We start from the raw sequence: 23,482 nt of genomic DNA, 5'->3' as shown, positions 1-23,482 counted from the left end.
TAATGGAATCTCGCCCGCTCGGCCTCAAATCCGGCCCATGAGCGCCATGATCACCAGGATGACAAGTATGACGCCGAGCACGCCCGAAGGCCCATAGCCCCAGCCCGACGAATACGGCCAGGCCGGGATCGCGCCGATCAGCAACAAGATCAGGATAATAATGAGGATTGTGCCGAGACTCATATCGGGTCCCCTTCATTGGCGAGGTGGACGTTCGGACCTCAGACTGCGGGGCTCATATGCTATTTGTTCGTCATTCGTCTGAGGCGCTGGGGGCTCAGTCCAGCCTGCGCAGCATGTCAGCTTCCCGCTCGAGGATGGTTGCGACTTCTTCGCGTTGAAGATGCGTCATCATCAGGCTGACGCAACATTCGAGGTAGGTGATGGAGGCTCGTCGCAGGAAGGCGGCGGTTTCCGCGGCCGCCATCTGCTCGATGTCCTTGGCTGATCGCTTCGACTGCACGACTGCGTTCTCCGTGCCGGTTATCGGGCCCAACCAGAATCTCGGTCGGATGTTCCGCTTCGGTGAAAAGAACGCGGGACGCATCGGGATCCTGCGGGCCGCCGGTTTCAACTCCGTCTGCCCCGGACCTGTTGGTCGCGGTGGCGGGCGACACGGTCGCGCTGCCGTCGAGTTCGGCGAAGTAGACGACCGTTTGCAGCAGGCCCTGCCGGAGAGGCACCTTGGGGGCCCATCCGAGAAGCTCCTTCGCACGGGCTATATCGGGGCGTCGCCGGCGGGGATCGTCTTCCGGCAAAGGCAGGAATTTGACGGGCGACCTGGTGCCGGTCAGTTCCCTCACCAGGCCGGCCAGTTCGAGGACGGTGAATTCCCCGGGGTTGCCAAGATTGATCGGCTGGCGCGGATTGGGCTCGATGTCCATGAGCCGCAACAGGCCTTCGACCAGGTCGGTGACGTAGCAGAAGGATCGCGTCTGCCGGCCATCGCCGAATATCGTCATCGGCCGCTTTTCAAGTGCCTGCATGACCAGATTCGAGACGATGCGACCGTCGGCGGGGTCCATCCTTGGGCCATAAGTGTTGAAGATACGGGCGACACGCACGTCGGCCCGATCGGCCCGAAGGTAGTCGAAGCAAAGCGTCTCCGCAGTGCGCTTGCCTTCGTCGTAGCAGGCGCGCGGGCCGGTGCAGTTCACATGGCCGAGATAGTCCTCACGCTGCGGATGCTGCTCGGGATCACCATACACTTCGCTGGTCGATGCCTGCAGGAAGCGTGCACCGTCGCGAACGGCAAGCTCGAGGAGATTGAGCGACCCGACCACGCACGTGCGTGTGGTATGAACGGGATCGGCCTGGTAGCGGGGCGGTGACGCCGCGCATGCCAGGTTGAAGACACGGTCGACCGGTTCACCCAGTTCCAGCGGGCTGCAGATATCCTGCTCGATCAACCGGAAGCGCGATTGGCCGATAAGCGGCGTAATGTTCTCCATTCGGCCGGTGAGAAAGTTGTCGATGCAGATCACGCGATAGCCGATGCCAAACAGGGCCTCGCATAGGTGCGAACCGAGGAAACCGGCACCGCCGGCGACAAGCGCCGTCCGTGTCTGTTGGGCCTTTCTTGAACGCCGCATCTGTGTGTTCTCCTGTCTGCCTGTCATGCTGCACTTTCGACATCCAGATCGAGCACCGGACGTGTCTGCCTTGCCCGCGCCAGCATCGACGTGAACTCTCGTGCCCGAGCAACTCCGGTGTGTCTTTCCAGGACCAGCGAATGGGCCTGCCTGGCCATGCTGAGCCTGGCGCGGTCGGGCTGTCCCAGAAGAATTCCCGTCACATCATCTGCGCTGCCGGCCGTCTGTATCGCCGTAGCCGGAAAGAAACTGTCGAGGCCGGGCCAGCGATCGCTGATGATCGGCGTCCCGCACGCCGCTGCTTCGAAAAGCCGGACGCTGGGCGACCATCCGGCTTCGACCATCGAAGTGCGTGTCACATTCAACGTGTAGCGCTGCCGGCTATAAAATCCGGCATGCTCGGCCGGCGGCAGGTGCTCGATCCGCTCGACATTATCGGGCCAGTCGATATCGTGCGGGTATTGCGAGCCCGCAACCACGAAGCGTCGATCCGGCAGTCGACGCGCAGGCTCGAGCAGAAGCGTTTCCAGGGTCTGTTGCCGATCCGGACTGTAGGTGCCGAGATAGCCTAGATCCCATTTGATCACATTTCGGTTTCGATGGTGCCGCTCGGGGTCGACGGAGCAATAGAGCGGTTCGGCCCGACGCGCGCCGAATTCGAGCTCCAGGCGATGGAGGGTCGGTCCGCCCGTGAAGGAGAAATAAAGGTTGAAATAGGGAATCTGCCGACGCGCGAGATAGTCGCAGTCATCCTCGGCAATCCTGGCCAGCGTCACCGGCGTGTCGATGTCGTAGAAGCAGAATAGCCCGGTGCACAGCGACGCGAGGTCGTCGATGACCGCCCTGCCTTCAGGCACGAACGAGCCGATGACCACAACATCGGCCTGCTGAAGGTCTCGTTCATGGCTGCGACGAAGCTCCTGGACGGTGTCGTAATAGCGCAAGTCGCAATAATCGGGGTCGCGCAGGTCGCGGTGGTGCGCGTACCAGGGCACGTCGCGTTCGAAGAAGGTGACGCGATGGCCGAGCTCGTCGAGGCCCCGCAGCAGCCCCCGAAACGTCGTCGCATGGCCATTGCCCCAGGAAGAGGACAGAGAAAGACCCAGGAACACGATATCGAGTGCCTTCGTCATTCTGCGGCCTCCACGGTCTCGCGCTCGAAATGCGCCTTTAAGATTGCGTCAACCCGTTCAGCCCTCAGTGTGTAGGTGTGCTCGGCCAGAACACGCCGAAGCGCTGCCGCCCCGATCGCCTTTGCGCGCCCTGGTGTGAGCGTGCACATGATCTCGACAACGTCGGCGCCGTCTCGCGCCACCAGGATTTCCTCGCCAGGCGTAAGGAACAGCTCGACACCGGCCCAGGCGTCGGTGATGAGGCATGCACCGGCGCCGGCCGCCTCGAACACCCGCGTTGCCGGCGAAAAGCCGTTGCTGGCCATGCTGTCGCGGCTGATGTTCAGCACCGCCTTCGGCGTGACATTGAAGGCGTTATGGTCTCGAGTGCCGACATGGCCGAGCCAGGAGACATTCGCCGGCATCGGCTTGTCGCCCCAGCCTGATCCGCCGAGCAGGAACTTCTGGTCCTCCAGCGCACCGGCCGGCTCGAGGAAGAAGCCTTCCACGCGGGCCTCGCGATCCGGCAGGCGATTGCCGAGAAAGGCCAGATCGCAGGCGAAGCGGGAATCTCGGGCGACGGGGAAATGCGTCTCGGGATCGAGCGCGTTGTAGATCGGCACACATTCGGCGGCGCCAAGCGCCCTATAGTCCCACACGACGGGATCTCCGCCGCCATAGGTCAGCACGAGGGCGATCCTTTTGAGCTCCTCGTGGAGAGGATGGCCGGCATCGTTCCGCAATTCGCTGAGCGTCGCCGGGGCGTCGACGTCCCAGAACACCGTCAGCGCGTCATTGCGGGCGTGGTCGAGCACGGCGCGCAACAGCGCTTCGTCTTCGAAGCCCACACCGCTTGCCTTGACCACGATGTCGGCCTGCGCGGCGCAGCAAGCGACTTGCATCAGCGCATCCGGCGTCGCCTCGTAGACGACGACGTCGCACCAGTCGGGAACCTCGATGTCGCGGTGCTTCTGCCGGTCAAAGGCGTCCGGCTCGTAGAAGACGATGTCGTAACCGCGCCGGGAAAGTGCCTTCAGCAGGCCGCGATAATAGGTGGCGGCGCCGTTCCAATAGGACGACAGCAGGCTGGATCCGTAAAAGGCGATCTTCATGCGGCGGCCTCCCTTGTTGGCACCCCGTCAACCGCATGGCGATTGCCGCATGCGGCGAGTATGTCGAACAATTCGTCGGCGCGGCGCCGGCATGTGTGCCGTGCCAGGATGGTTTCCAGCCCGGCTGCCGCCAGAGCCTTCGCAAGCGCGGCGTCGTGCAGCACGTCGCGCAGGTGCTGGCGCATCTCGGAGCCGTCGCGGGCAAACAGAAAGTCCTTGCCGGGACGGAACAGCTCTTCCACGTCCGACCATGGCGCAGAGACGAGGGGAATGCCGCAGGCCAATGCCTCGAACATGCGGATCGTGGGAATGCCCGGCAGATGGTCCCGATAGGGTCGGCGCGGGATGTGCACCGTCACGCGATGCTGCGCGAACGCTTTCGGGACGTCGGCATTTGCGATCCAACCCTCGTGGCGCAAGCCGGCGTCGGCGAGCGCGGCCCGCGCCTGCGCTGGGTAGCGCACCCCGTGAACGGTTCCCGACAGGCCAAGCTCGCGTGCCGGCGCGACGAGGAACTCGTGGATTTCGGCGCTGCGTTCGTCGTCGCCCCAGTTGCCGACCCAGACCAGATCCGATACGGCGTCGACTTCGGGAGAGGGTTTGAACAACCGTTCGTCCGCTGCTTCATGCCAGGTGAAAGCCCGTCGGCCCCAGCCGGCGCGAAGGTAGCTCTCCCGCAACGCCTCGCCGAAGACCAAGACGCCGTCATAGTGCTCCAGGTTCAGTGCCGAGATCGACTGCGTCGCCGACACGGCGCGGTGATGCGTGTCGTGAAACAGCAGCGTGAACTTGCCGCCGTTGAGCTTGGCCCGCCCGATCCGCGCCACAAGATCTGGATCGGTCCATTCATGGACGATCACCACATCCGCCTTCGCAATCCAGGCCTCGTGATCGAAGGACGCATCGTAGGTCACCGGCATCAGCTCGGGAAAATCCTTCCGGAAGCGCTCGACGGCGAAGGAGCCTTGCTCGGCCAGAAGGTTCGAACGACTCCAACCGTCCGCGGGTTCGAGCGCGAGGGCGTGGTGTCCGTTCGCAACAAGCTCGCGCATGATGCCGCGCTGGAAATGCGCATTGCCATGGTTCCAATCGGAAACGACGGAATGGGTGTAGAATACGAAATGCATGGTCAGCGCCCTGCGACGGCCATCGCCGCACGATCGTAGATTTCACTCATCGCGACCGCCTGCGCCTGCGGCGAAAATTTGCGCGCGCGACGGACGGCGCGCCGGCCAAGCTGGCGCCGCAAATTTTCGTCGCGGGAGAGGTGGGCGATGCATCCGGCAAGCGCATGCGGATCGCGCGTGTCGAAGAACATAGCCGCGCCGTCCCAGAGTTCGCGATAGGTCGCGATGTCGGCGAGGACCAGCGGCGCGCCCGAGAGCGCGGCTTCCAGAGCGGCAAGCCCGAAGGGCTCGTAGATCGATGGCGAAACGAAAATGCCAGCGCGCTCCATCCGCTGACGCACTTGGGCATAGCCGATCGAGCCGAGCGCGACGCAATGATCGAGACGCGCCATCTGCCCGTCCGGCCCGCCGAGCGGGCCGGCGGCATGGACTGGCCATTCGGTTATGGCAGCCGCGGCATCCAGCACCGCCGCGTTCTTTCCTTGATCCCACCAGCGGGCGGCGGCCAGGACGAAAGGCTCGCGGCGCGAGGCGACCGGGCCGGGAAGAGCACTGTTGTGGACGACACTTAGCCGCGCGACCGGCCCGTAGCAGGCCTCAAGCATGTCGGCGTGGCTTCGGCTGGGTGCCACCACAATATCGGCGCGATTGAAACCGGCCCGGTTGCGGTCTTTCTGCCAGGCCCAGGCATCGGTCGGCACCTGACCGCGCACGGCATGCAGCCACGTCACGACGCAGGAATGCGAGACCACGAGGATGGGGCAGGGCAGATCGACCTCGGCCGCCTGGGCCGGAGCGTTAAGATGAACGAGGTCCGCGGCATAGGCCGTCGCAAGCTCCCGAAGCTCGCCGGGCAGGCCGTCGAGATCGCTCTCGTTGCGCGTCATCCAGTCCGGAGGGGTCTCGAGCCATGCGAGCGTCGCGAAGGATTGCGCCTCTTGTGCCTGCTCCCGAGAAGGCCGAGGCCCTAGCCCGGCCAGCACGACGCTGTCCCCTCGGTTGGTGAGCTCGCGCGCCAGGTCGAGCGAATATCGCCAGACGCCACCGACGGAGTCGGTGGTCATCAGGATGCGCCGCGGGCGATGGATCAATGATTGCAGCATGAGGACTCCAATTCGGCCAGCGCGCGCGGGCGCTGGTCCTGGATGTCGCTGAACGTCCGGAACGAAGCCAGATAGTGCTCATGCGCGCGCTCCCAGGCGAAATCGTCGGGTTCGCCCCACAGCTCGCGGTAACTTGGCGAGCTCGGATAGGGATAGAGCGGCACCGGCTCGTTGGCCCAGACGCCGTTGTCGATGAGGTGCTTGCGCCAATACTCCACCAGGGCCGGATCGTCCTCGACCACGCCGATCAGATTGGCTTGGACGAAAGGAACATGGCGGCGGGCATCGACCAGCAGCGCGGCCAATTCCTCGGTGCCCAGCCGACAGCGCTTGGCCAGCATCTCGCGGCCTTCGACGGTCAGGCTTTCCAGGCCAGCTTCGATCGAGACGCAGCCGGCCTCGCCCAACAATTCCAGCAACTCCGGTTTCCAGAGGTCGATGCGCGTCTGAACGCCGAATTGGATATCGCGGTCGACAAGGGCCTCGAGCAGCGCCTTCTGGGGCAGGAAAATCTCGTCGATGAAGTAGATGTAGCCGACGCCCTGGGCCATCAGACCGTCGATCTCGGCGACGACCGCGTCGTGGTTCCTGCGGCGGTAGGCGTCGCGAAAATCGATCTTGGCGCAGAAGCTGCAATTATAGGGGCAACCCCGCGAAGCTTCCACCTCTGCACCGGCGCCCTTCTGGTCCGCGTCGAACCGATGATGGTGGTGCGAATGGGCCGCAATCCAATCGGACGGCCAATGAAGTGCCGGGTGGTCGACGAAGCGGCTGACGCTCACGCCACCGTTGCAGGCCAGCACGCCGCTCTCGAGCCGCGCCGTGTGAGGGACGGCGCTCCATTCGCCGCGCCCGGCAAGCTCCGCCACCACCTCCTCGCATTCGCCGCGCACGACGACATCGACGCCAAGCTTGCGCAGGGTAGGGGCCGGCGTCGCCGAGCCATGCGGCCCGACGGCGGCGGTGCGCCCGCCGCGCCCGGCGAGATGCTTCAGGAATTCTGCCGGCACCCGCAGCTCCGGCGGCGCGCAGCGCCAGAACAGATAGGTCGGCGCGGTGGTCACGACGGTCATGTCCGGCGCGAACGCCGCCACGCGCTCGGCAAGTTCCGCGTTGTCGAGATGCTGCAACTGCCCGTCCAGCATCAGCACGCTGTGGCCGTCGGTCTCCAAGAGCGCTTTGCAGTAGCCAAGCTCCAGGGGCAGATGCGGCTGGCGGCAGCCGAAATAGATGCTGTGTTCATACGTCCAACGTGGATTGACCAGTGCGACTTTCATGCGACGTACCTCGCCACTTCAGCGTGCGGCTGAAGACGGTGCCGCAACAGCCAGCCGGCAAGGTCGCTGATGCCTTCGCGCCACGGGACATGCGCCCGCCAGCCAAGCGCGGCCTCTATCTTGCGGGTATCGGCGATGAAGAAGGGCTGGTCGCCGGTGCGTTCGAGATCCTGCCGCACCACGATGTCGCGGCCGGTCATGATGGCGATCTCCGACAGGAGCGAGCGCAGGCTGACGGCATTCCGCGGTCCGCCGCCAAGATTGAACGCCTGTCCCTTGAGGTCTTCGATCCTGGCCAGCACTCCGCGATAGGCGGCAACCGCGTCGGACACATGCAGGATGTCGCGCACCTGCTTGCCGTCGCCATAGACGGTGATGGGCCGGCCGCTGAGCGCGCTGAGGAGGAAATGGGCGACCCAGCCCTGGTCCTCGGTGCCGAACTGGCGCGGTCCATAGATGCAGCTCATGCGCAGCACCGCCGTCGGCAGGCCATAGGACTTGGCATAATCAAGGACATACTGGTCCGCAGCGCCCTTGGAGCAGCCATAGGGCGTGCAGAAATGGAGCCCGATCGTCTCGTCGACGCCATTGGCGCGGATGGCTTCGTCGCAAGGCTCGTAACGGTCGTCCGTTTCCTGCACCGCGAGCTGGGGCAAGCTGCCGTAGACCTTGTTAGTGCTGGCGAAGATTACCGGGGCGCTCACCTGGCGCGCCGCCTCAAGCACGTTGAAGGTGCCTTTGAGATTGATGTCGAGGTCCTCCGCGGGATCGATCAGGCTCGTGGTCACGGCGGTCTGGGCGGCCAGATGGAAGATCGCTCTTGCTGGCGTCAGCACGGAGGCCAGTCTGGCTTGGTCGCGCACGTCTACGGTTTCAACTCTAAGATCGCTGCCGTGCTTTTGCGCCAGCCATTCGAGGTTCTGCTCGACGCCGGCTCGGCTGAGATTGTCGATGACCAGAACGGGCTCGCCATCCGACAACAGGCTGTCGGCGAGGTTTGAGCCTATGAAGCCGCTGCCGCCGATGACGGCCACCGGCGCTTTGCCAAGGCCGCGATGCCGCTCACTCATGACACCAGCCCCCGCTCTTCAAGTTCGCGCTTCATGTCAGCGCCGCGGTCGATGACGACGGTGTTGCGAACCCAGGCCGCGAATTCACCGAGGGAGTTCTCAAGCCGATGGCTCGGCTCGAAGCCAAGCAGCTCGCGCGCCTTGGCAATGTCGGCAAAGCAGTTGCGGATGTCGCCGGAGCGCGCCTTGCCGAGGATTTCGGGCGGCCGCTTCGGAACGCCCATCGCTTCTGCAAGCAATCGAGCGACCTCGCTGATGGTGTAGGACCGTCCGCTGCCGATATTGATCGCGTGGCCGGCTGCCTGGCGTTGCTCCAGCGCCAGCCGGAAAGCCCGGGCGACATCGCGCACATGGACGAAGTCGCGCTTTTGCTCGCCGTCCTCGAAGATCATCGGCCGCTTGCCGTTGGCGAGCCGCGAAGCGAAGTTGGCAAGCACGCCGGTGTAGGGATTTGCGAGCGCTTGACCGGCGCCGAAGACGTTGAACAGGCGCAATGCCACCGCATCCACGTCATAAGCCTGACCGAAGATCAGCACCGCGCGTTCCTGCGCATATTTGGTCAGCGCGTAGATCGAAGCGAGGTCAGGACGTTTCTCCTCGTCGGTCGGAATCGGCGACAGCGCTTCGCCGGCAGCCGACAGCGGGTCCCATTGGCCGATCCTGATGTCGCTTGGCTTGCGATGGGCATCGTGGATACGCCGCCCGTCTGGTGTCTTGTAGAGGCCTTCGCCGTAGATGCTCATCGACGATGCGACGACAATGCGTTCGACTGGTTTCTTGATCAACGCCTCGAGCAGGGTCGCGGTGCCGAGATCGTTGGTGCCGACATATCGGGCGATCTCGTACATGGATTGGCCGACGCCGACCTCGGCAGCGAGGTGGATGACGGTGTCGACATCCGCTACCGCGTCGGCGACCGCGTCTCGATCACGTACATCTCCCCGTATCAGCTCGGCGCCAGCTGGAATGCTGACGGCTTCATTGCCGTGCACTTGGTCCAAGAGTGCGTCCAGGACACGGACCTCGTAGCCATGCTCGATGAGTTCCTGGGCGACATGCCGGCCAATGAAACCGCAGCCTCCCGTAACCAGGACACGTTTCACGAGAACTCCTTGCCGAGTTAGCGTTGGGGCCGATTTAGCGTTGGGGCCGATTTAGCGTTGGGCTCCCGAACTTCGGGACAAAAGGTTTGTTCCCTGCTTCATCAAAGTTCCCTCGTGGCGAAGCTGTCGGCGGGTCGCCCGCATGCCCGGGAACATTGCCCTTTGCGCGCTGTTAGGGCCGCTCACCGACGTGCGGCGAGAAAGGGAATGCCATGTCTGAAGCGAAGACGACCACCAATCACGACGAAATTCGCAAATGGGTTGAGGAGAGGGACGGCCATCCCGCCGTGGTTCGCACCAAGGGCGAGGGCGGCATCCTGCGCATCGACTTCGGCGAGCCGGAGGAAGCGCTCGAACCGATCGAGTGGGATGAGTTCTTCCGGATCTTCGACGAGAACGACCTTGCCTTCCTCCATCAGGACAAGGCCGGGAGCGGAGGAAAGAGCCGCTTCAACAAATTTGTCGAGCGGAGCGGGAATGGTTGACGCGGGCGGCGGCAGGTAACCAGCAACGAACGCACGCAAGCGGCCCGACCGGCGGAGGCTGCCGCGCCGCCCCGGTTGCCTCAATCCAATGGCTTGTCGGTTGGGCGCGGGGTGGTTCCGGCCTCGCGCTTGCGACCGGCATTGCGATTGGCAACCTTACTGTCGAGCGGTGATGTCGACTGTTCCTCGGCGGCGCCGGCTGTTTTGGGAACTGCCGGTCTCGCGCCGGCGTCGCTATCCATAGCATCGCGGTTTGGACGCGGAAGGCCTTCAGCGTTCGGTGACCTGGTGGCCGGCCGAGATGTGTTTTTCAGTTGAGCCATTTGATACCTCCTTACCTGATCGCAACGACAGGGCGCCCGGGCGAGTTCCGGGCAAAGACGTGGTCACCCGTGAGGGCGCATCACGACCTTGATGCAGCCGTCCTGCTTGTCGCGGAACTTCCTGTAGAGGTCGGGTCCGGCCTCGAGCCCGGCGCGGTGGGTGATCACGAAGGACGGGTCGATGTCGCCGCTTTGGACCTTGTGCAGGAGAGGCTCGAGATAGCGTTGCGTGTGGGTTTGTCCCATGCGGAACGTCAGCCCCTTGTTCATCGCCGCGCCGAACGGGATGTGGTCGACAAGGCCGATATAGACGCCGGGCACCGAAATGGTGCCTCCCTTGCGACAGCAATAGATCGCCTCGCGCAGCACATGCGGCCGGTCGGTGCCAAGATAGACACTCGCCTTGAGCTTATCGAGCATGGAATCCGGGGTGGCGCTGGCATCGGCTTCGGTGCCGACACAGTCGATGCAACTGTCCGGGCCGCGACCGTTGGTCATGGCCATCAGGGCATCGTAGATATTCAAGTTGCTGAAATCGAGGGTCTCGGCCTTGCCGTGGTCGCGCGCCATAGCAAGCCGCTCCGGTACCTTGTCGATGGCGATCACGCGTCCGGCGCCAAGCATCCAGGCGCTCTGGATCGCGAACTGGCCGACCGGCCCGCAGCCCCAGATGGCGACGGTGTCGCCCTCCCGGATGCCGGCGTTCTCCGCCGCCATATAGCCGGTCGGGAAGATGTCGGAGAGGAACAGGACCTGGTCGTCGTCCATGCCGTCCGGCACCTTGATCGGGCCGACATCGGCAAAAGGCACGCGCAAATACTCGGCTTGCCCGCCCCAATAGCCACCGACCAGATGCGAATAGCCGAACAGGCCCGCGGGCGACTGGCCCATGACCTTGGCGGCCTGGTCGGCGTTGGGGTTCGACCGGTCGCAGAGTGAAAACAGGCCGTTCTGGCAAAACCAGCATTCGCCGCATGAGATATTGAAGGGAACGACGACGCGATCGCCCTTCTTGAACTTGCTGTGTCCACGGCCGACCTCCACCACTTCGCCCATGGTCTCATGGCCCAGCACGTCGCCCGATTTCATCGTCGGCATATAGCCGTCCATCAGATGCAGGTCCGAACCGCAAATGGCGCAGCAGGTAACCCTGATGATGATGTCGCGGTCGTCCTCGATCGCGGGATCGGCGACCGCGTCGCACCGGATATCGCCCTTGCCGTGCCATGTCAGCGCTTTCATCGTGCCATTCCTGTCGATCGGAGGATTGAGTGCATCGAACTTGCGCCCGGCTGGAATGTTCCCCGGGCGGCGCCTCGCATTCATCCGTTGTTCGCGGAACCCGGTTCGGCGGCCTTGCGATGCTGCTCGGCCAGCGTGCCGGCCGGCGTGACATGGGCCGCGGCAGCCTGCATCTTGTTCTTCAAACCGCTAACGACCTGCTCTTTTCCGGCCATCATGGCATCATAGCCGTCCTTGGCCACATCGGCCGGATTGTCTTTCTCCTGAGTCCCGATTTCGGTGTCCATCATGTCGGCCCGCTCGAAGAAGCGGGTCTGCGTCGCGCCGGGCATCAGCACTGTCACGGTCACACCGCTGTCCTTCAACTCATGGCGCAGCGCGATGGCGAAAGAATCGATGAAGGCTTTGGTGCCGTTGTAGACCGCTTGGAAGGTGCCGGGCATGAAGCCGGCGATGGAGCCCGTGAACAGGATCCGGCCGCGGCCACGCCGGACCATCTGCCGGCCGAGCCGATGTGCCAGATAGACCGTGCCGGTGATGTTCGTGTCGATGACGCGGCGCGCCTTGGGCCAGTCCTGATCGATGAAGCCCCGGCCCAGGCCTCGTCCCGCGTTGAGGAACAGAAGGTCAATAGCGCGGTCACCAATCCTCGCGATCAGTTGATTGGCCCCTTCCTCGGTCGCGAGGTCGGCTTCTACCGCCTCGACTGCAACGTGGTGAGATTGCAGCGCCTCGGCAGCCTGCTCTATCGCCGGCTCGTCGGCCACGATCACCAGTTCGTAGCCATCTCTCGCGCATAATTTCGCCAGTTCCTTGCCGATGCCGCTGGAAGCGCCGGTCACCACGGCGAGCTTTCCGTTTTCCATTTCGTTCTCCGACCGTGTGAGTGTGGTCCGGCCGAACATGCGCAGAGTGCGATTGTTCCGTTCGAATTCTTGGGATTCGGCAACGCGCGGCAAACGAGGCTCGGCGAGACGGAACCAATTCGGGGCACGGCTGTTCCGCCGTCAATGTGGAGCGACAGCCATGGGCATCTTTTCCGATCTGGATAAGAAACTTACCGACAACCTCTATGAGCATGGCAGCCAGCTGACCGATCCCAGCGCTGATCTGCCCCGTCGGGTCAAGGAGAGGGTCGATCTCCTCATGCCGTTCATCCAGCCGGAGGCGCGTGAGGCGGTGAGGCTGCAAATCCTCGGCATCATTCACGAGCACATATTAGATGAGACCGAGATTGGGCCTGGAGAGCCAGCGGCCAAGGAATGAGAGAAGCTGGCTGGACGCGTCATCGATTTCCGGCCGCCCTAAAGCGGCAGCGCCGAACGGAGCCAGGCGCTAGCTGATATCTATGATTTTTCGCTTCTTGGGCGTCCGGCCCGGCCTGGCCGCGGGAGGAGGCGACTTTGCCGCCGGTGCCGCGGCCAAACGCTGCTCGCGTAGTCGCGCCGTCTTTGCCTGGCGCGCCAGTCGTTCCGTCTCAAGCAGTTCGCGCGCCGCATTCGAGGTGCGCTCACGCCTGTCCTTGTCGATCTTCCGCGTCGCCACGGTCGTTCCAGATCAATTCGCCGTTGGAGCCGTATCCAACTTGCCCGAAGGCCCATTGTTCCGAATGATCCCGCGACGGACGGACGTTTCGAACGAAATGTCTGCAACTCGAATATGTCGGGCCAAGCCCTTGTCGAAAGCTCCCGTTGCTTCTCCCGCCGGGAACTTCAGCGCTGCTTCCCGGTTCAGCCGGCTGAAGCCGACGCGATGCGCCGGCCTGCGACGTCGGAACCGAAGCGGTGCGTTCGCCGTTCCGGCTGCATTCCTGTCGCCAAGGAGATCGCCATGGCGCCGCGTCCCGCCTGGAGCGGTTATCTCAAACTGTCGCTGGTCACCTGTGCCGTCGAATTGACGAACGTCGTGACCCATGCCGAGAAGGTTTCCTTCCACGTGCTCAATCGCAAGACCGGCAACAGGGTCCGGCGCATCTATGTCGATGCCGAGAGCGGCAAGCCGCTGGATAAAGACGACGAGGTCAGGGGCTACGAAGTCGGCAAGGACGAATTCATCTTCATCGAAGAGGAAGACATCGAGGCGGTGCAGATCGAGTCCTCGCACACGCTCAATCTCGACGGCTTCGTCGACAAATCGTCGATCGAGCAGATCTATCTCGACGCACCCTACTACGTGACGCCCGCCGACAAGGTCTCGGAAGAGGCCTTTGCGGTGATCCGCGACGCGCTGGCAGAAAAGAAGATGGCCGGGCTCGCTCGCATCGTGCTCTATCAGAGGGAACGCCCGGTGGTGGTCGAGTCGCGCGGCAAGGGCATGATGCTGACCACCCTGCGTTATGGCGACACCGTGCGCGAGCCCGCCGGCGTCTTCGCCGAGATCAAGTCGGGAAAGCCCGACAGCGAGATGATCGGGTTGGCCGAGCACATCATCGATAAGCAGAAGGGCAAGTTCGATCCCACCGAGTTCCGGGACCGATATCAGGAGGCACTGCTGGAACTGGTTCGCGCCAGAAAGGCCGGCAGGAAGGCGCCGAAAGCCAAGGCGGAACCCAAGCCGTCCAATGTGGTCAATTTGTTCGATGCGCTGAAAAAGAGCCTCGGCGCGGAGGCCGGGGCAAAACCCAAATCCCCGAAGTCCAGGGGAGCGCCGAAACGAAAAAAGACGAAGAATTCTGCACGGGGGCGCAAATCGGCATAGCAGTTGTCTGTGCGGTGAGCGACATCAAGCTGGCTTGCAGACCGAGGCAAACAAGGCTGGAGTCTCGGCGCCTTCGCCGAGGAGGAATTCGGGTAACGCCCAGCGCGGGCTAAAACACCGGCCGTGGCAGAAGAGCATGAGCTCGAGAATTTCGCGCGCCGGGGCGCACCGGGCACGATCCAAAAATCTATCCGTTGCGTTCCTCGCTTTCACGCAACAGCCGCACGATCGCATCGACTGGGGATGGATTGGCCGCCGGCTGGATTTTCCGTCGCCAAAGATGGCGAAGAAGCTTTTTCAACATGGGCATGCACATACTCCCTAGCTATCAGACCTTGCATCGGGCGTTCCGGGTTGGAGCGCCACTTCCTCGGCGAGCCGGCATCCATCAACCCAGCCGGGCGGCAAGCAGGAAAGCGGCGCCCGCCAGAACCACGAGCGCCGCAATCACCAGCACCGGCCCGTTCCTGCTCGGCTGAAGGCCGGGCGCGTTCTGGGGGCGCTGCATGGCGTTGGCGAAGCTCGCCTGATTGGTGAATTTCGGTTCATCTTGTGCGACGTGATGGGTGGAACTCGCCGACCCTCCCGCCTCTGCATCCGTTTCCTGCGGGGCGGCAGAAGGGTCGAATCCGGGCGTCTTGTCCCGGGTAATGCCCATCTGCATTTCGCCTCGATCCTCGGCGGGTGTTCGCTTGCTCGGTGAGGTCATCGGACAGCTCCTTTCTACCAAACATCTGTCCGGCGTCGGTGTTCCCACGGGATCATTTGAACGCGAAGTAGAAACGCTGCTGTCCAGGCACTCGTTTCCGGGAAGGGGGAACTATCGCTGCCGCCAATCGCTGAGCGCGGCCGGAACCTTTCCTGTTGGGCAGCTTTTACCTTCGTTATCTAAGATGACGAGGCACCGATGCAGGTTCTCGAGACCCACATACTTTCCAGGTCGGAAGGCGTGGTGACAGTCGAATTTCTCGGTGAGGGCGGCGAAAAGATTGCCGTCACAATGGCTGGATCCGATCCACGGCCGACGAACGGCGACACCGCTCTTATCGATCGCGCCAAAGAGATGATGGTGCAGTGCGCGGTTTTCGAGACCGTGGAAGACCGGTCCGAGCAGCAGAGCAACCGCGACTTCAGCGAGCCCGCCAAGCCGGAGAGCCCTTCACATTCGAATATCGCGACCATGATGGCGTGCGGCAGCTCAAGGGCGTGGAATTCCCGAACCTGGAGGCCGTGCACGACGAGGCGCTGCGTTCGGCGATTGATTTGCTTGACGACACGGCCGCCGAAGGTGGGCAGCAGGGCTGGGCCGTCCGGGTTCGCGACGCCAACGGAAAGATCGTGCTGTCAATCGACTTCGACGAGGCGAAACGGAAGAAGGCGGCAACGGAATGAGGACCGCGGGGGCCTGAGAAAGGACCATGCTCCCGTTCCTATCACTGATATGAGATATTCGACAATGCGCCTGCATCTTAGTCCAGCCTGGGCTCGCAACTGAAACGCCGTGCAGTCCTGCACTGCGGAACCTCATTCCAAATGAATTCCGTGTTCATCCGGAACTTTGGGGACGACTGTCAGTTCGATGATTTGCAGGCGCCGCTTTTTTGGCGCCTGCCGGAGATCGGTGGGAAACACTGATCGGCCCGCACCTCAGACGCGGGCCTGCCGACCCCGCCAGGACAAGCCGGTCAGCCAAGTATGGACGGGAGCCTATCATGAAACACCAAACGCTCGACCAACTGCACGCAGTCGCTGATATCAATCCGCTGGTGCCGCTCACGACAAGGACTGAAAAGATAGAGAGGTGGGCAGAACTGCTCGAGCGGAATCCGTTGCGCTGTCTCGCCGCGCTCACCGGCACCGAGTATCTCTATCCAGGCATGCGGGAAGAGGCGCGGGCGGCTGGATCCCCGCTGACGGTTGCGTTCGAAGACCCGCTGCTGAGGGCCTCGGGCCTGCAGTCCGATACCTATGGGGAAGCCAAACGCTTCTTTGAACTCTCCGATTGGCAGTTGCATGAAGTCGTCTGCAGCTGCCACACCGGCGCAACCATGCAGGCCAGTTGGGCTGCTGGACGCGTCCGGAGAATTGTCACAGGCAATCGCATTTTTGCCTGGCTGAGAAGCCGCTTCATACACTGACTGCGTCTCAACCTGCTCGCTATCGCGGCTGTTGCGACAGCCGCCGGCTTTGCTCGGACGTTGATCGATCCGCGGAGCGATAGGTCCATGCAGGGCGCGCGAGACCGCAATGCGGCGAAGACGGCGATGCGGTGAGAACGGCAAGTCGCCGATCGAAAGGCCCTGCTTCAGCCGTTCTGGTCGATCGCGTGGGGCGCTGGCTGCTGGCTCCCGCCGCTCGGGCGCTCGGGCTCTCGGCCGATCCAGGCCCAAACGGTTATCAACAAAATCACCACGATCGCGATCACTGCAACGATCCGGGGCATCAGAAATCCTTTCGTCCGCTGCTAGCCGCCCGGCTTTTTCGTGTTTGGAGCCGAAGCCGCGCCGACTGTCGGATCGGGCGCAACCGGACCGCGCTTGGCCTCCGAACCTCTGTTTGCCTAATTGGGCGATGGCGTGTTTGTTCCATCGGACTGATGGAGCCGATTGCCCGCGTCCCTTATCGGCCAGGTCGGGGAACGCTCTTCCGACGATCTTGTTATCCTCCAGATCAACCCGGAGAGAGTCATGGGCAAGGAAGAGAACCGCCGCGAGACCGGCGCCAGGAAGTACCCGGCCAATACCGATCCGGATCCCTCAGACCGGTTTTCGCAGGCCGCGGCCGGCAACGAAAAGCCTCACGATCGCTTTGGGCTCACCCGCAGACAGGGCGAGGTGGAAGACAAGACACATCAGTCGGAAGGGCAAAACCCTCCGGGACGGGCGACGCCTGGTCCTGCGACGCAAAAAACTTCCGGAGCCGGCCCATCGGTCGCCGAGCATTCCAAGGATGCGAAAGCACCCAGAGGCGGCCGCCGGTCTGGTGCCTACGTGAAAGAATAGTAGTCTTCGCTCGCCGCACCACGCGCGCCGAAGGTTCCGCATCAGCGCGATGTCGAATGCATTCGTCATGCCTACACGCCGAAGGGGTAGGTGTCCGGGACCCCGCGCGTCGCATGCTCCGGCCCGAGCGGCGTCACGGCGGTAGTTTCATGGAACCAGACGAAGGCATCGAATTGCCGCGCAAGCGAGGCGTCGGCATAGTGGCTGTGCAGTTCCGTTTCCGGCCGATAGATCACTCCGATGAACCGTTCTAGCCGACGTTCGGTCAGCCGTTCATGAAGGGCTGGATCGGCTCCAAGGTCGAGCAGGAAACGAGCGGTGCCGGCGTCGTGGCAAAGCCGCTCGTAGCTGTCCTCGCGCGAAGGCCGCACGGACATGATTTCCATTTCGCCGTCCCAATGCCTGGCGGCAGCGACCGTCCCGGCATGCGTGCCGAAGCCGATGAGGGCTACGTCGTCGCCGAACCGCTGGCGACAGAGCTGACCGATGTTCACTTCGTCCCTGACGATTCCCATCTCCGTGAAGCGGGCGTCGCCGATATGGGAGTTGTGCGCCCAGACCACGGCCTTGGCATCGGGGGAACGCGCTTCGATAACATGTTGCAGTGTGTCGAACATGTGCGTGTCACGCAGGTTCCAGGATTGCGCGCCGCCATAGTACATCACGCGATAGTAGTGCTCGGCGGAGGCGATGAGCCGGGCGTTCTGCGCGGCATCGAACAATTCGTCGCCGTCCTGGCCGGCGTGATCGAGCTGACGCGACAGCATGTCCCGGCATTGCCGCAGCACCGCCTCCTCGCATTCCCGGTAGCCTCGGGTTAGCGCCGCCCGGCCATAGGTGGCGGGTTCGTGCTGCCACGGCGTCAGGCAGCCGTAGCGTTCGCGGGCAATGCTTGCCGCCTCCGGATCGATGCGGTCGAGATATTCCAAAACCGCCGCGATCGAGCCTTTCATATTGTAGATATCGAGGCCGTAGAACCCTGCCTGGCTTGCCGGTGTTTCGATCTGCTCGTTGTGCGCACGCAGCCACTCCACGAATGCCGCGAATTCGGCGTTGCGCCACATCCAGGTGGGAAACCGCTGGAAAGGCATGTCGGCGCGCGGCGAAGGTGGGCGGTGGCGCACATAGCGGTCGATCGCCGCGGCGTCGGGCCAGTCGGCTTCAGCGGCGACGATCGTGAAGCCATGTTTCTCGATCAGTCTTCTGGTGATCCAAGCCCGCGCCCGATAGAACTCGGATGTGCCGTGGCTCGCTTCGCCGAGCAGCACGATCCGCCGGTCGGCAAAGCGATCGAAGGCCTCCACAAAGGCGGGATCATCGAACTCCGGAAGCGGTTCGGCCGCTGCGGCAATCATCTGCGGAAGACTGCGCGCTGGCAAGAGCGGGGAGGTACGGCTGGTTCGGATGCGGTTGTCCTCCTGCCAGCCTTCTTCGCCGATCAAAGGGACAAAGCGCACCGCACCGAAATCTTCCTCGCTGTAGGTGGAAGCGCCCGTGCGGGTGACTTTGAGGAGACGCTGCTCGTCAGGGTCATCTCCGACCGGAATGACCAGCTTGCCGCCGACATCCAACTGCTGCTGCAGCGCGAGCGGCGCGCCGGGCCCGCTCGCCGCGACGACAATGGCATCGAACGGTGCCGCTTCGGGCCAGCCCTTGGTGCCGTCGCCGGTGCGCACATCGATGTTGCGGTAGCCAAGCGTCTCGAAGCGCCGTCTCGCGGTTTCCGCCAGGCCGGCGTGCCGTTCCATCGTGTAGACATGATCGACGATGCGGCTCATCACGGCGGCGGCGTAGCCAGATCCCGTGCCGACCTCGAGGACGTGATCGCCGGGCCCGATCTCAGCCATTTCCAGCATGAACGCGACGATATAGGGCTGCGATATCGTTTGGCCCTCGGCAATCGGCAGCGGTCCATCCTCGTAGGCAAATTCTTCGAAGCCAGGGTCCACGAAAGTCTCGCGTGGGACCTCGCGCATCGCTGCCAGGATCTCACGATCATGAATGCCGCGGCGGCGGAGATGAACATCGACCATTCGGCGACGTTCGCGGCACAGGTCGAGCATGTACATCCTCAACAGGAAGTTGGAATCGCAAGCGGCTGCGGCAACGTCATCCCTCGGCTTCCATCATCGTCCTGGCCGGCTCCCGCGCGACGTTCTCCTCGATCCGCTCGCGCCCCGGAGTCTCCGGCAGCGCCTTGCGGAAATTCTTGGCATAATCGGGCGGCATCTTCGGCATCAAGGCTTCGTCAAGAACGCGCTCGACCTCGTCGGCCCGCTCGATGCTGGCGCAAGCCATCAATGCGGCAGATTCTTCATGGCGCACCTGGACAAAGGAGATTTTGTCCCGGTTTTTCCGCAAAGCCTCCATGATGCCGTTGATGCCATCGCCGGGCAGGCCGAACATGACCTCGACATCCCAAGCAACCCGAGTGTCGACGAAAATTTCGGCTGCATTTGGCATGGCCAGGCTCCAATGAATGCATTCCGAACCAGTAGGGCGGCAGTTGGTTCCCTTGGCCACGCAGCCAGGCCACCGCCTCGCAAGGAGCGAATTCGCGGGAACGAGCGAGCCGGACGCGGATTGAATCCTCATTCGCTGACGAGCAAAGCGCCAGGATTGGCGATTAGCCGGAAGGGTTGATCATGAGCGAGCCACTGAAAACCACAAATCACGAGGTGATCCGGGCTTGGATTGAAGCCCGCCAAGGCAGACCTGCAGTCGCGCGGACTGCAGGCAAGGGGGCGGTGCTGCGCGTCGACTTCGGCGAGCACGAAGAGGATCTGCAGCCCGTCGAATGGGAAGAGTTCTTCGCCATATTGGATGAGAACGAACTTGCCTTCGTGCACCAAGACCTAACGGCGGAAGGTTTGCCCAGCCGTTTCAACAAATTCATCGAGCGCGGATGAGAGAAGCGCCATGCGATCAGGCGGAAAGCAATTCGCTCGCCTGATGCTCGCTGCTTACGCCTGCCGCTATTGATTGCCCGGCATTTTGTTGCTGCCTTGCGGATCCTTTTTTATGCCGGCGGCGGGAGACGTGTCCTGGGGTGCGTTTCCGCCCTGGTTCTGCTCAGGTGTCCGCTTCAACGGTGCCGTCGGCCAGCTACTCTGGACATAGGCGAAGGCCCAGTAACATGCCAACAGCACAACCACTGTCAGGATCAGCGGCAACAGCACTCGTCTCACGCTGACTCCTATTTGCTCTGCTGACGGTAATCGCCGGCCCGCGGATCGAATCCGGTCCAACCGCCAGCTTCGTAGTCGTTCCGCCGTTCGCCGATGTCCACCGACCTGGAATCATGGAGGATCGCTTGTGCTTGCGGAGCGGGGTCATCTTCGACGCGAGCGGTAACCAGAGTGCCGCCCCGGCGAATGCCTTCGGCATAGATATGGGCGTCGCCCTCCGACACGCCGCCGTCGGTCAGACTGCCGATGATGCCGCCGGCCGCTCCACCAACAACTGCGCCCGCGGCCGCGCCCGCGGCTGTCGCCGCCAGCCAGCCAGCCGCCACGACCGGACCGAGGCCAGGTATTGCTATGGCGCCGAGGCCCGTCGCCAAGCCGCCGGCGCCGCCCACGACCGCCCCGATCCCGGCTCCACTGGCTGCATCTTCGGCGGCCGCGGAAGAATGCCGGCCGTCGGCATTGTTGGCGATGATGCTGAGATCGCTCGGCGGTACGCCCATGGACTCCAGCTCGCCCACGGCATCGGCGGCATCGTCATAATCGTCGAACAGTGCGGTGATCGTCTGCATTTTGATGTCTCCTATCGATTACGATCGGCCGGCAAAGGTTTGCGCGTTATCGGCTGCGACCGCCGGAAAAAACGAGGAGGTCGCAGCGACGGCTAATGGCGCGAGAAGTGTCCGCATGTTCATGGCTTCCAGCTCCTGTGCTCGATGGGCCGGAGCCGAACGAGCGACTCAGGGCTTTGTTCCAGTCCGAGCCTGTCGATTTTCAGATGGCGTCTGCCGGAACTGTGATCCGAAGGCCGCGTTCCACGACAAGCCCACCTCAGAGGTTCTTGCTCGCCGCAGTCGCTTGGACGGGACGGCCTTTCCTGCTGCGGTTTGGTCAAGACGCCGCTCTCGGCAAAGAGACAGCGCGCATACGGCGGCCCAAACGAACTGGCGGCTACCGCCTTCGGCCGTTTGGCTCAGGGTGCCGCAACGGCCGGACATTGGTCGCCAAGGCGATCCCGCCGGGCGCGTAAGCGGCTGACCACGCAGGCCGCCTACTCCCTTGGACAGGAACATTTGCAGCCCTTATCGGTTAGCTCAAGACCAGCGATAGGTTGCTGGAGAAACCACCTTCGACAGGAAGGAAACGCCATGTTCGGCTCCGATTTATGGCTATTCGTTGTTGCCGGCGGTCCGCTGATCCTTCTCATTGCGATCATCTACGTGCTTTTCACCCGCCGTCACAGAGGTCCAGTCGAACGGCGCGAGAGCGACCGCGCGACCGAGCGCTTGTACCGCGAGCAAAAGGACTAGCGCACCAGCCAGGCTGTCGCGCCCAAGTCGTTGTTTTCACGCGATTTCGGCAATGCTCCGCGCGCGGCGCGGCTTGCCTGCTCTCCGGACGGTGTTGCCGGGCCCATTTCGCAAGCTCCGACAGCGGAACAAGCGGGCCCCGCGGCTGTTATCGAAAGGTCCGAAATCGGAGCAGCAGTTGATGACCAACGACGAGTTGCCGGGTCTGCCAGCATCGCTCCCCGTGATCGACGCGAAAGCCGAGCCAACGCTGAGAAGCGCCGCGGCGGAGGCGTTCTACACCCATGCGATCCGCGAGCTCGCCGCTACCGACATTCCTTTCCTGGTCGCCGGGACCTACGCGGTGAGCGCCTATACGGGCGTGGTTCGGCAAACCAAGGATCTGGATATCTTCTGCAAGGCCGGAGATTGCGCGCGCATACTCGAGCACTTCAAGAACATCGGCTATGCGGTCGAGATCCGGGACGACCGCTGGCTCGGGAAGGTCTTCGAGGGCAAGCATTTCTTCGATGTTATCTTCGCCTCGGCCAACGGCACGATGCAGGTCAAGGATCAGTGGCTGGAGCATGCCCGCCAAGTCGAGCTGCTGGGCAGCCGGGTCCGCATCATCGGCCCAACGGAGCTCATCTGGTCGAAATGCTTTATCCAGGACAGAGGACGCCACGACGGCGCCGACATCGCCCACACCATCCTCAAGGCGCACGATCAGATCGACTGGCAAAGGCTGCTCGCCTATCTCGATGTCCATTGGGAGGTGCTGCTGATGCAGGTCCTCAACTTCCGGTGGATCTATCCCAGCGAGCGGGACCGCATTCCAGACTGGCTGCTCGACGAACTGCTGGGCCGGCTTGCGCGGCAACGGCAGCTGCCGTCGCCCAAAATGAAGATCTGCCGCGGCCGCCTGCTGTCGCAGGTCGACTATGAGATCGACGTCAAGGAATGGGGGTTTGCCGGCGTCGGCGGCGTTGGAGAGATGCGCGATGCCTGAACCAGCCACATCAGCCAAATCAAACGGCAACGGTGTCATCAAGGTCGCCGCCATGGGCGACCTGCATGTTCAGGAAGATGCCCAGACCTCGTACCGCGACCTGTTCGGCGAGATATCGCGCGAGGCCGACGTCCTGGTCCTTACAGGCGATCTCACCAATCTCGGAAAACCGCGTGAGGCGGAACTTCTGGCCGAGGATCTGCGCGCATGCTCGATTCCCGTGGTCGCGGTTCTCGGCAATCATGACTACGAATCCGGTTGCGTCGAGCAGATCGCTGCAACGCTCCGCCAGGCGGGGGTCCATCTCCTCGATGGCCAGGCGATCGAACTGAACGATGTCGGCTTCGTCGGCGTGAAGGGTTTTGTCGGCGGCTTCGGTCGAAGGATGCTGGGCTCCTTCGGTGAGCCGGCCATCAAGGCGATGGTGGCCGAAAGCGTCAACGAGGCAATGCGGCTCGAGAATGCTATGCGGCAGGTGCGCGCCAAGCGCACGCTCGTGGTGCTCCACTATGCGCCGGTCCCGGAGACCGTGGCGGGAGAGCCTCCGGAAATCTTTCCGTTCCTCGGCTCCTCGCGGCTGGCCGAAACCATCGATCGCTTCAAGGTAAGCGCCGTGGTGCATGGCCATGCCCATCGCGGCTCGTATGAAGGCCGGACCCCTGGTGGGGCCAGCGTCTACAACGTCGCCATGCATATCGCGAAGCCGACCGGCCGTCCTTACGCGCTGCTCGAAATCTGAGGCGCAGCGCTGCCT

Annotated in this window: 26 protein-coding genes and 2 pseudogenes; 10 read left to right on the top strand and 18 right to left on the bottom strand. The window is 63.1% G+C overall.

What is annotated here, in order from left to right; all coding sequences use genetic code 11:
* Positions 1 to 24 precede the first annotated feature (24 nt).
* The 9 genes and pseudogenes from EOA79_RS00470 to EOA79_RS00430 all read right to left on the bottom strand — a co-directional run bounded on the left by EOA79_RS00470 (position 25) and on the right by EOA79_RS00430 (position 9,496).
* Positions 25 to 183 (bottom strand): DUF3309 domain-containing protein, encoded by a 159-nt coding sequence (locus EOA79_RS00470; protein WP_066991972.1) that lies wholly within the window; start codon positions 181 to 183, stop codon positions 25 to 27.
* Between the two features lie 452 nt (positions 184 to 635).
* A pseudogene (locus EOA79_RS00465) lies at positions 636 to 1,592 on the bottom strand (UDP-glucuronic acid decarboxylase family protein); the annotation flags it as partial.
* Positions 1,593 to 1,615: 23 nt separating this feature from the next.
* On the bottom strand, positions 1,616 to 2,725 hold the full coding sequence (locus tag EOA79_RS00460) for a glycosyltransferase (protein WP_095826276.1): 1,110 nt from the start codon (positions 2,723 to 2,725) through the stop codon (positions 1,616 to 1,618).
* Entirely contained in the window at positions 2,722 to 3,816 is a 1,095-nt protein-coding gene (locus EOA79_RS00455; protein ID WP_095826277.1) for a glycosyltransferase, read from the bottom strand. The genes EOA79_RS00460 and EOA79_RS00455 overlap by 4 nt, the downstream gene beginning before the upstream one ends.
* A complete protein-coding gene (locus EOA79_RS00450; protein ID WP_127323618.1) occupies positions 3,813 to 4,943 on the bottom strand; it encodes a glycosyltransferase in 1,131 nt (376 codons plus the stop codon). Before EOA79_RS00450 ends, EOA79_RS00455 begins: the two co-directional genes overlap by 4 nt.
* Before the next feature lie 2 nt (positions 4,944 to 4,945).
* Positions 4,946 to 6,046 carry a glycosyltransferase family 4 protein gene (locus EOA79_RS00445; protein WP_095826279.1) on the bottom strand — a complete coding sequence of 367 codons (1,101 nt, stop codon included), beginning with the start codon at positions 6,044 to 6,046 and terminating at the stop codon, positions 4,946 to 4,948.
* A complete protein-coding gene (locus tag EOA79_RS00440) occupies positions 6,031 to 7,323 on the bottom strand; it encodes a TIGR04295 family B12-binding domain-containing radical SAM protein (RefSeq protein WP_095802770.1) in 1,293 nt (430 codons plus the stop codon). The genes EOA79_RS00445 and EOA79_RS00440 overlap by 16 nt, the downstream gene beginning before the upstream one ends.
* Positions 7,320 to 8,393 (bottom strand): NAD-dependent epimerase/dehydratase family protein, encoded by a 1,074-nt coding sequence (locus EOA79_RS00435; RefSeq protein ID WP_095826280.1) that lies wholly within the window; start codon positions 8,391 to 8,393, stop codon positions 7,320 to 7,322. The genes EOA79_RS00440 and EOA79_RS00435 overlap by 4 nt, the downstream gene beginning before the upstream one ends.
* Positions 8,390 to 9,496, bottom strand: coding sequence for an SDR family NAD(P)-dependent oxidoreductase (locus EOA79_RS00430; RefSeq protein WP_095826281.1), 1,107 nt, complete (start codon positions 9,494 to 9,496; stop codon positions 8,390 to 8,392). The genes EOA79_RS00435 and EOA79_RS00430 overlap by 4 nt, the downstream gene beginning before the upstream one ends.
* A gap of 212 nt (positions 9,497 to 9,708) precedes the next feature.
* Between EOA79_RS00430 and EOA79_RS00425 the strand changes: the two genes are divergently transcribed.
* Positions 9,709 to 9,981 (top strand): hypothetical protein, encoded by a 273-nt coding sequence (locus tag EOA79_RS00425; protein WP_095779479.1) that lies wholly within the window; start codon positions 9,709 to 9,711, stop codon positions 9,979 to 9,981.
* An 80-nt stretch (positions 9,982 to 10,061) separates the two neighbouring features.
* On the opposite strand, the gene EOA79_RS00420 is transcribed toward EOA79_RS00425, so the two are convergent.
* The 3 genes from EOA79_RS00420 to EOA79_RS00410 form a co-directional block, all read right to left on the bottom strand.
* Complete coding sequence (locus tag EOA79_RS00420; protein ID WP_128292676.1) at positions 10,062 to 10,304, bottom strand: hypothetical protein; 243 nt, start codon at positions 10,302 to 10,304, stop codon at positions 10,062 to 10,064.
* Between the two features lie 63 nt (positions 10,305 to 10,367).
* Complete coding sequence (locus EOA79_RS00415; RefSeq protein WP_127335129.1) at positions 10,368 to 11,546, bottom strand: zinc-dependent alcohol dehydrogenase; 1,179 nt, start codon at positions 11,544 to 11,546, stop codon at positions 10,368 to 10,370.
* 80 nt (positions 11,547 to 11,626) lie between these two features.
* Entirely contained in the window at positions 11,627 to 12,412 is a 786-nt protein-coding gene (locus EOA79_RS00410) for an SDR family NAD(P)-dependent oxidoreductase (RefSeq protein WP_095826294.1), read from the bottom strand.
* A gap of 160 nt (positions 12,413 to 12,572) precedes the next feature.
* Here EOA79_RS00410 and EOA79_RS00405 point away from each other — a divergent pair, with 160 nt between their 5' ends.
* Complete coding sequence (locus EOA79_RS00405; RefSeq protein WP_095779478.1) at positions 12,573 to 12,812, top strand: hypothetical protein; 240 nt, start codon at positions 12,573 to 12,575, stop codon at positions 12,810 to 12,812.
* A gap of 69 nt (positions 12,813 to 12,881) precedes the next feature.
* On the opposite strand, the gene EOA79_RS00400 is transcribed toward EOA79_RS00405, so the two are convergent.
* Entirely contained in the window at positions 12,882 to 13,091 is a 210-nt protein-coding gene (locus tag EOA79_RS00400) for a hypothetical protein (RefSeq protein WP_066992002.1), read from the bottom strand.
* Between the two features lie 285 nt (positions 13,092 to 13,376).
* On the opposite strand from EOA79_RS00400, the gene EOA79_RS00395 reads away from it, so the two are divergent.
* A complete protein-coding gene (locus tag EOA79_RS00395; protein ID WP_095826295.1) occupies positions 13,377 to 14,243 on the top strand; it encodes a Ku protein in 867 nt (288 codons plus the stop codon).
* A 388-nt stretch (positions 14,244 to 14,631) separates the two neighbouring features.
* On the opposite strand, the gene EOA79_RS00390 is transcribed toward EOA79_RS00395, so the two are convergent.
* The gene (locus EOA79_RS00390) at positions 14,632 to 14,907 is read right to left on the bottom strand and encodes a hypothetical protein (RefSeq protein WP_245489826.1); all 276 of its coding nucleotides are present in this window, start codon (positions 14,905 to 14,907) and stop codon (positions 14,632 to 14,634) included.
* Between the two features lie 524 nt (positions 14,908 to 15,431).
* Here EOA79_RS00390 and EOA79_RS00385 point away from each other — a divergent pair.
* The 3 genes from EOA79_RS00385 (at position 15,432) to EOA79_RS00375 (ending at position 17,245) form a co-directional block, all read left to right on the top strand.
* Positions 15,432 to 15,635: a hypothetical protein gene (locus tag EOA79_RS00385; RefSeq protein WP_095826283.1), complete on the top strand. Its 204-nt coding sequence runs from the start codon at positions 15,432 to 15,434 to the stop codon at positions 15,633 to 15,635.
* Positions 15,636 to 15,955: 320 nt separating this feature from the next.
* Positions 15,956 to 16,381, top strand: a complete 426-nt coding sequence (locus EOA79_RS00380) for a hypothetical protein (protein WP_067320635.1) — start codon at positions 15,956 to 15,958, stop codon at positions 16,379 to 16,381.
* A 549-nt stretch (positions 16,382 to 16,930) separates the two neighbouring features.
* A complete protein-coding gene (locus tag EOA79_RS00375) occupies positions 16,931 to 17,245 on the top strand; it encodes a hypothetical protein (RefSeq protein ID WP_095826296.1) in 315 nt (104 codons plus the stop codon).
* A gap of 71 nt (positions 17,246 to 17,316) precedes the next feature.
* On the opposite strand, the gene EOA79_RS00370 is transcribed toward EOA79_RS00375, so the two are convergent.
* Both EOA79_RS00370 and EOA79_RS00365 read right to left on the bottom strand, forming a co-directional pair.
* Positions 17,317 to 19,308 (bottom strand): protein-L-isoaspartate(D-aspartate) O-methyltransferase, encoded by a 1,992-nt coding sequence (locus EOA79_RS00370; protein ID WP_095826297.1) that lies wholly within the window; start codon positions 19,306 to 19,308, stop codon positions 17,317 to 17,319.
* Between the two features lie 223 nt (positions 19,309 to 19,531).
* Positions 19,532 to 19,708, bottom strand: a pseudogene (locus EOA79_RS00365) (thiamine pyrophosphate-binding protein); the annotation flags it as partial.
* Positions 19,709 to 19,890: 182 nt separating this feature from the next.
* On the opposite strand from EOA79_RS00365, the gene EOA79_RS00360 reads away from it, so the two are divergent.
* Positions 19,891 to 20,154, top strand: coding sequence for a hypothetical protein (locus tag EOA79_RS00360; protein WP_095826298.1), 264 nt, complete (start codon positions 19,891 to 19,893; stop codon positions 20,152 to 20,154).
* A gap of 66 nt (positions 20,155 to 20,220) precedes the next feature.
* On the opposite strand, the gene EOA79_RS00355 is transcribed toward EOA79_RS00360, so the two are convergent.
* Both EOA79_RS00355 and EOA79_RS00350 read right to left on the bottom strand, forming a co-directional pair.
* Positions 20,221 to 20,433, bottom strand: a complete 213-nt coding sequence (locus EOA79_RS00355; RefSeq protein ID WP_082953722.1) for a hypothetical protein — start codon at positions 20,431 to 20,433, stop codon at positions 20,221 to 20,223.
* Positions 20,434 to 20,441: 8 nt separating this feature from the next.
* A complete protein-coding gene (locus tag EOA79_RS00350) occupies positions 20,442 to 21,002 on the bottom strand; it encodes a hypothetical protein (protein ID WP_127335127.1) in 561 nt (186 codons plus the stop codon).
* A 576-nt stretch (positions 21,003 to 21,578) separates the two neighbouring features.
* Here EOA79_RS00350 and EOA79_RS32550 point away from each other — a divergent pair.
* The 3 genes from EOA79_RS32550 (at position 21,579) to EOA79_RS00340 (ending at position 23,467) form a co-directional block, all read left to right on the top strand.
* Positions 21,579 to 21,740: a hypothetical protein gene (locus tag EOA79_RS32550; protein WP_082953723.1), complete on the top strand. Its 162-nt coding sequence runs from the start codon at positions 21,579 to 21,581 to the stop codon at positions 21,738 to 21,740.
* Between the two features lie 181 nt (positions 21,741 to 21,921).
* Entirely contained in the window at positions 21,922 to 22,728 is an 807-nt protein-coding gene (locus EOA79_RS00345; RefSeq protein WP_067320790.1) for a nucleotidyltransferase, read from the top strand.
* The gene (locus tag EOA79_RS00340; RefSeq protein WP_067320643.1) at positions 22,721 to 23,467 is read left to right on the top strand and encodes a metallophosphoesterase; all 747 of its coding nucleotides are present in this window, start codon (positions 22,721 to 22,723) and stop codon (positions 23,465 to 23,467) included. Before EOA79_RS00345 ends, EOA79_RS00340 begins: the two co-directional genes overlap by 8 nt.
* The last annotated feature ends 15 nt before the right edge of the window (positions 23,468 to 23,482 follow it).

The organism is Mesorhizobium sp. M1A.F.Ca.IN.020.03.2.1, from assembly GCF_004023205.1.
Lineage (GTDB): Bacteria > Pseudomonadota > Alphaproteobacteria > Rhizobiales > Rhizobiaceae > Mesorhizobium.
The sequence above is the reverse complement of the archived record's forward strand: the minus strand, read 5'-3'. Positions and strand labels throughout refer to the sequence as shown.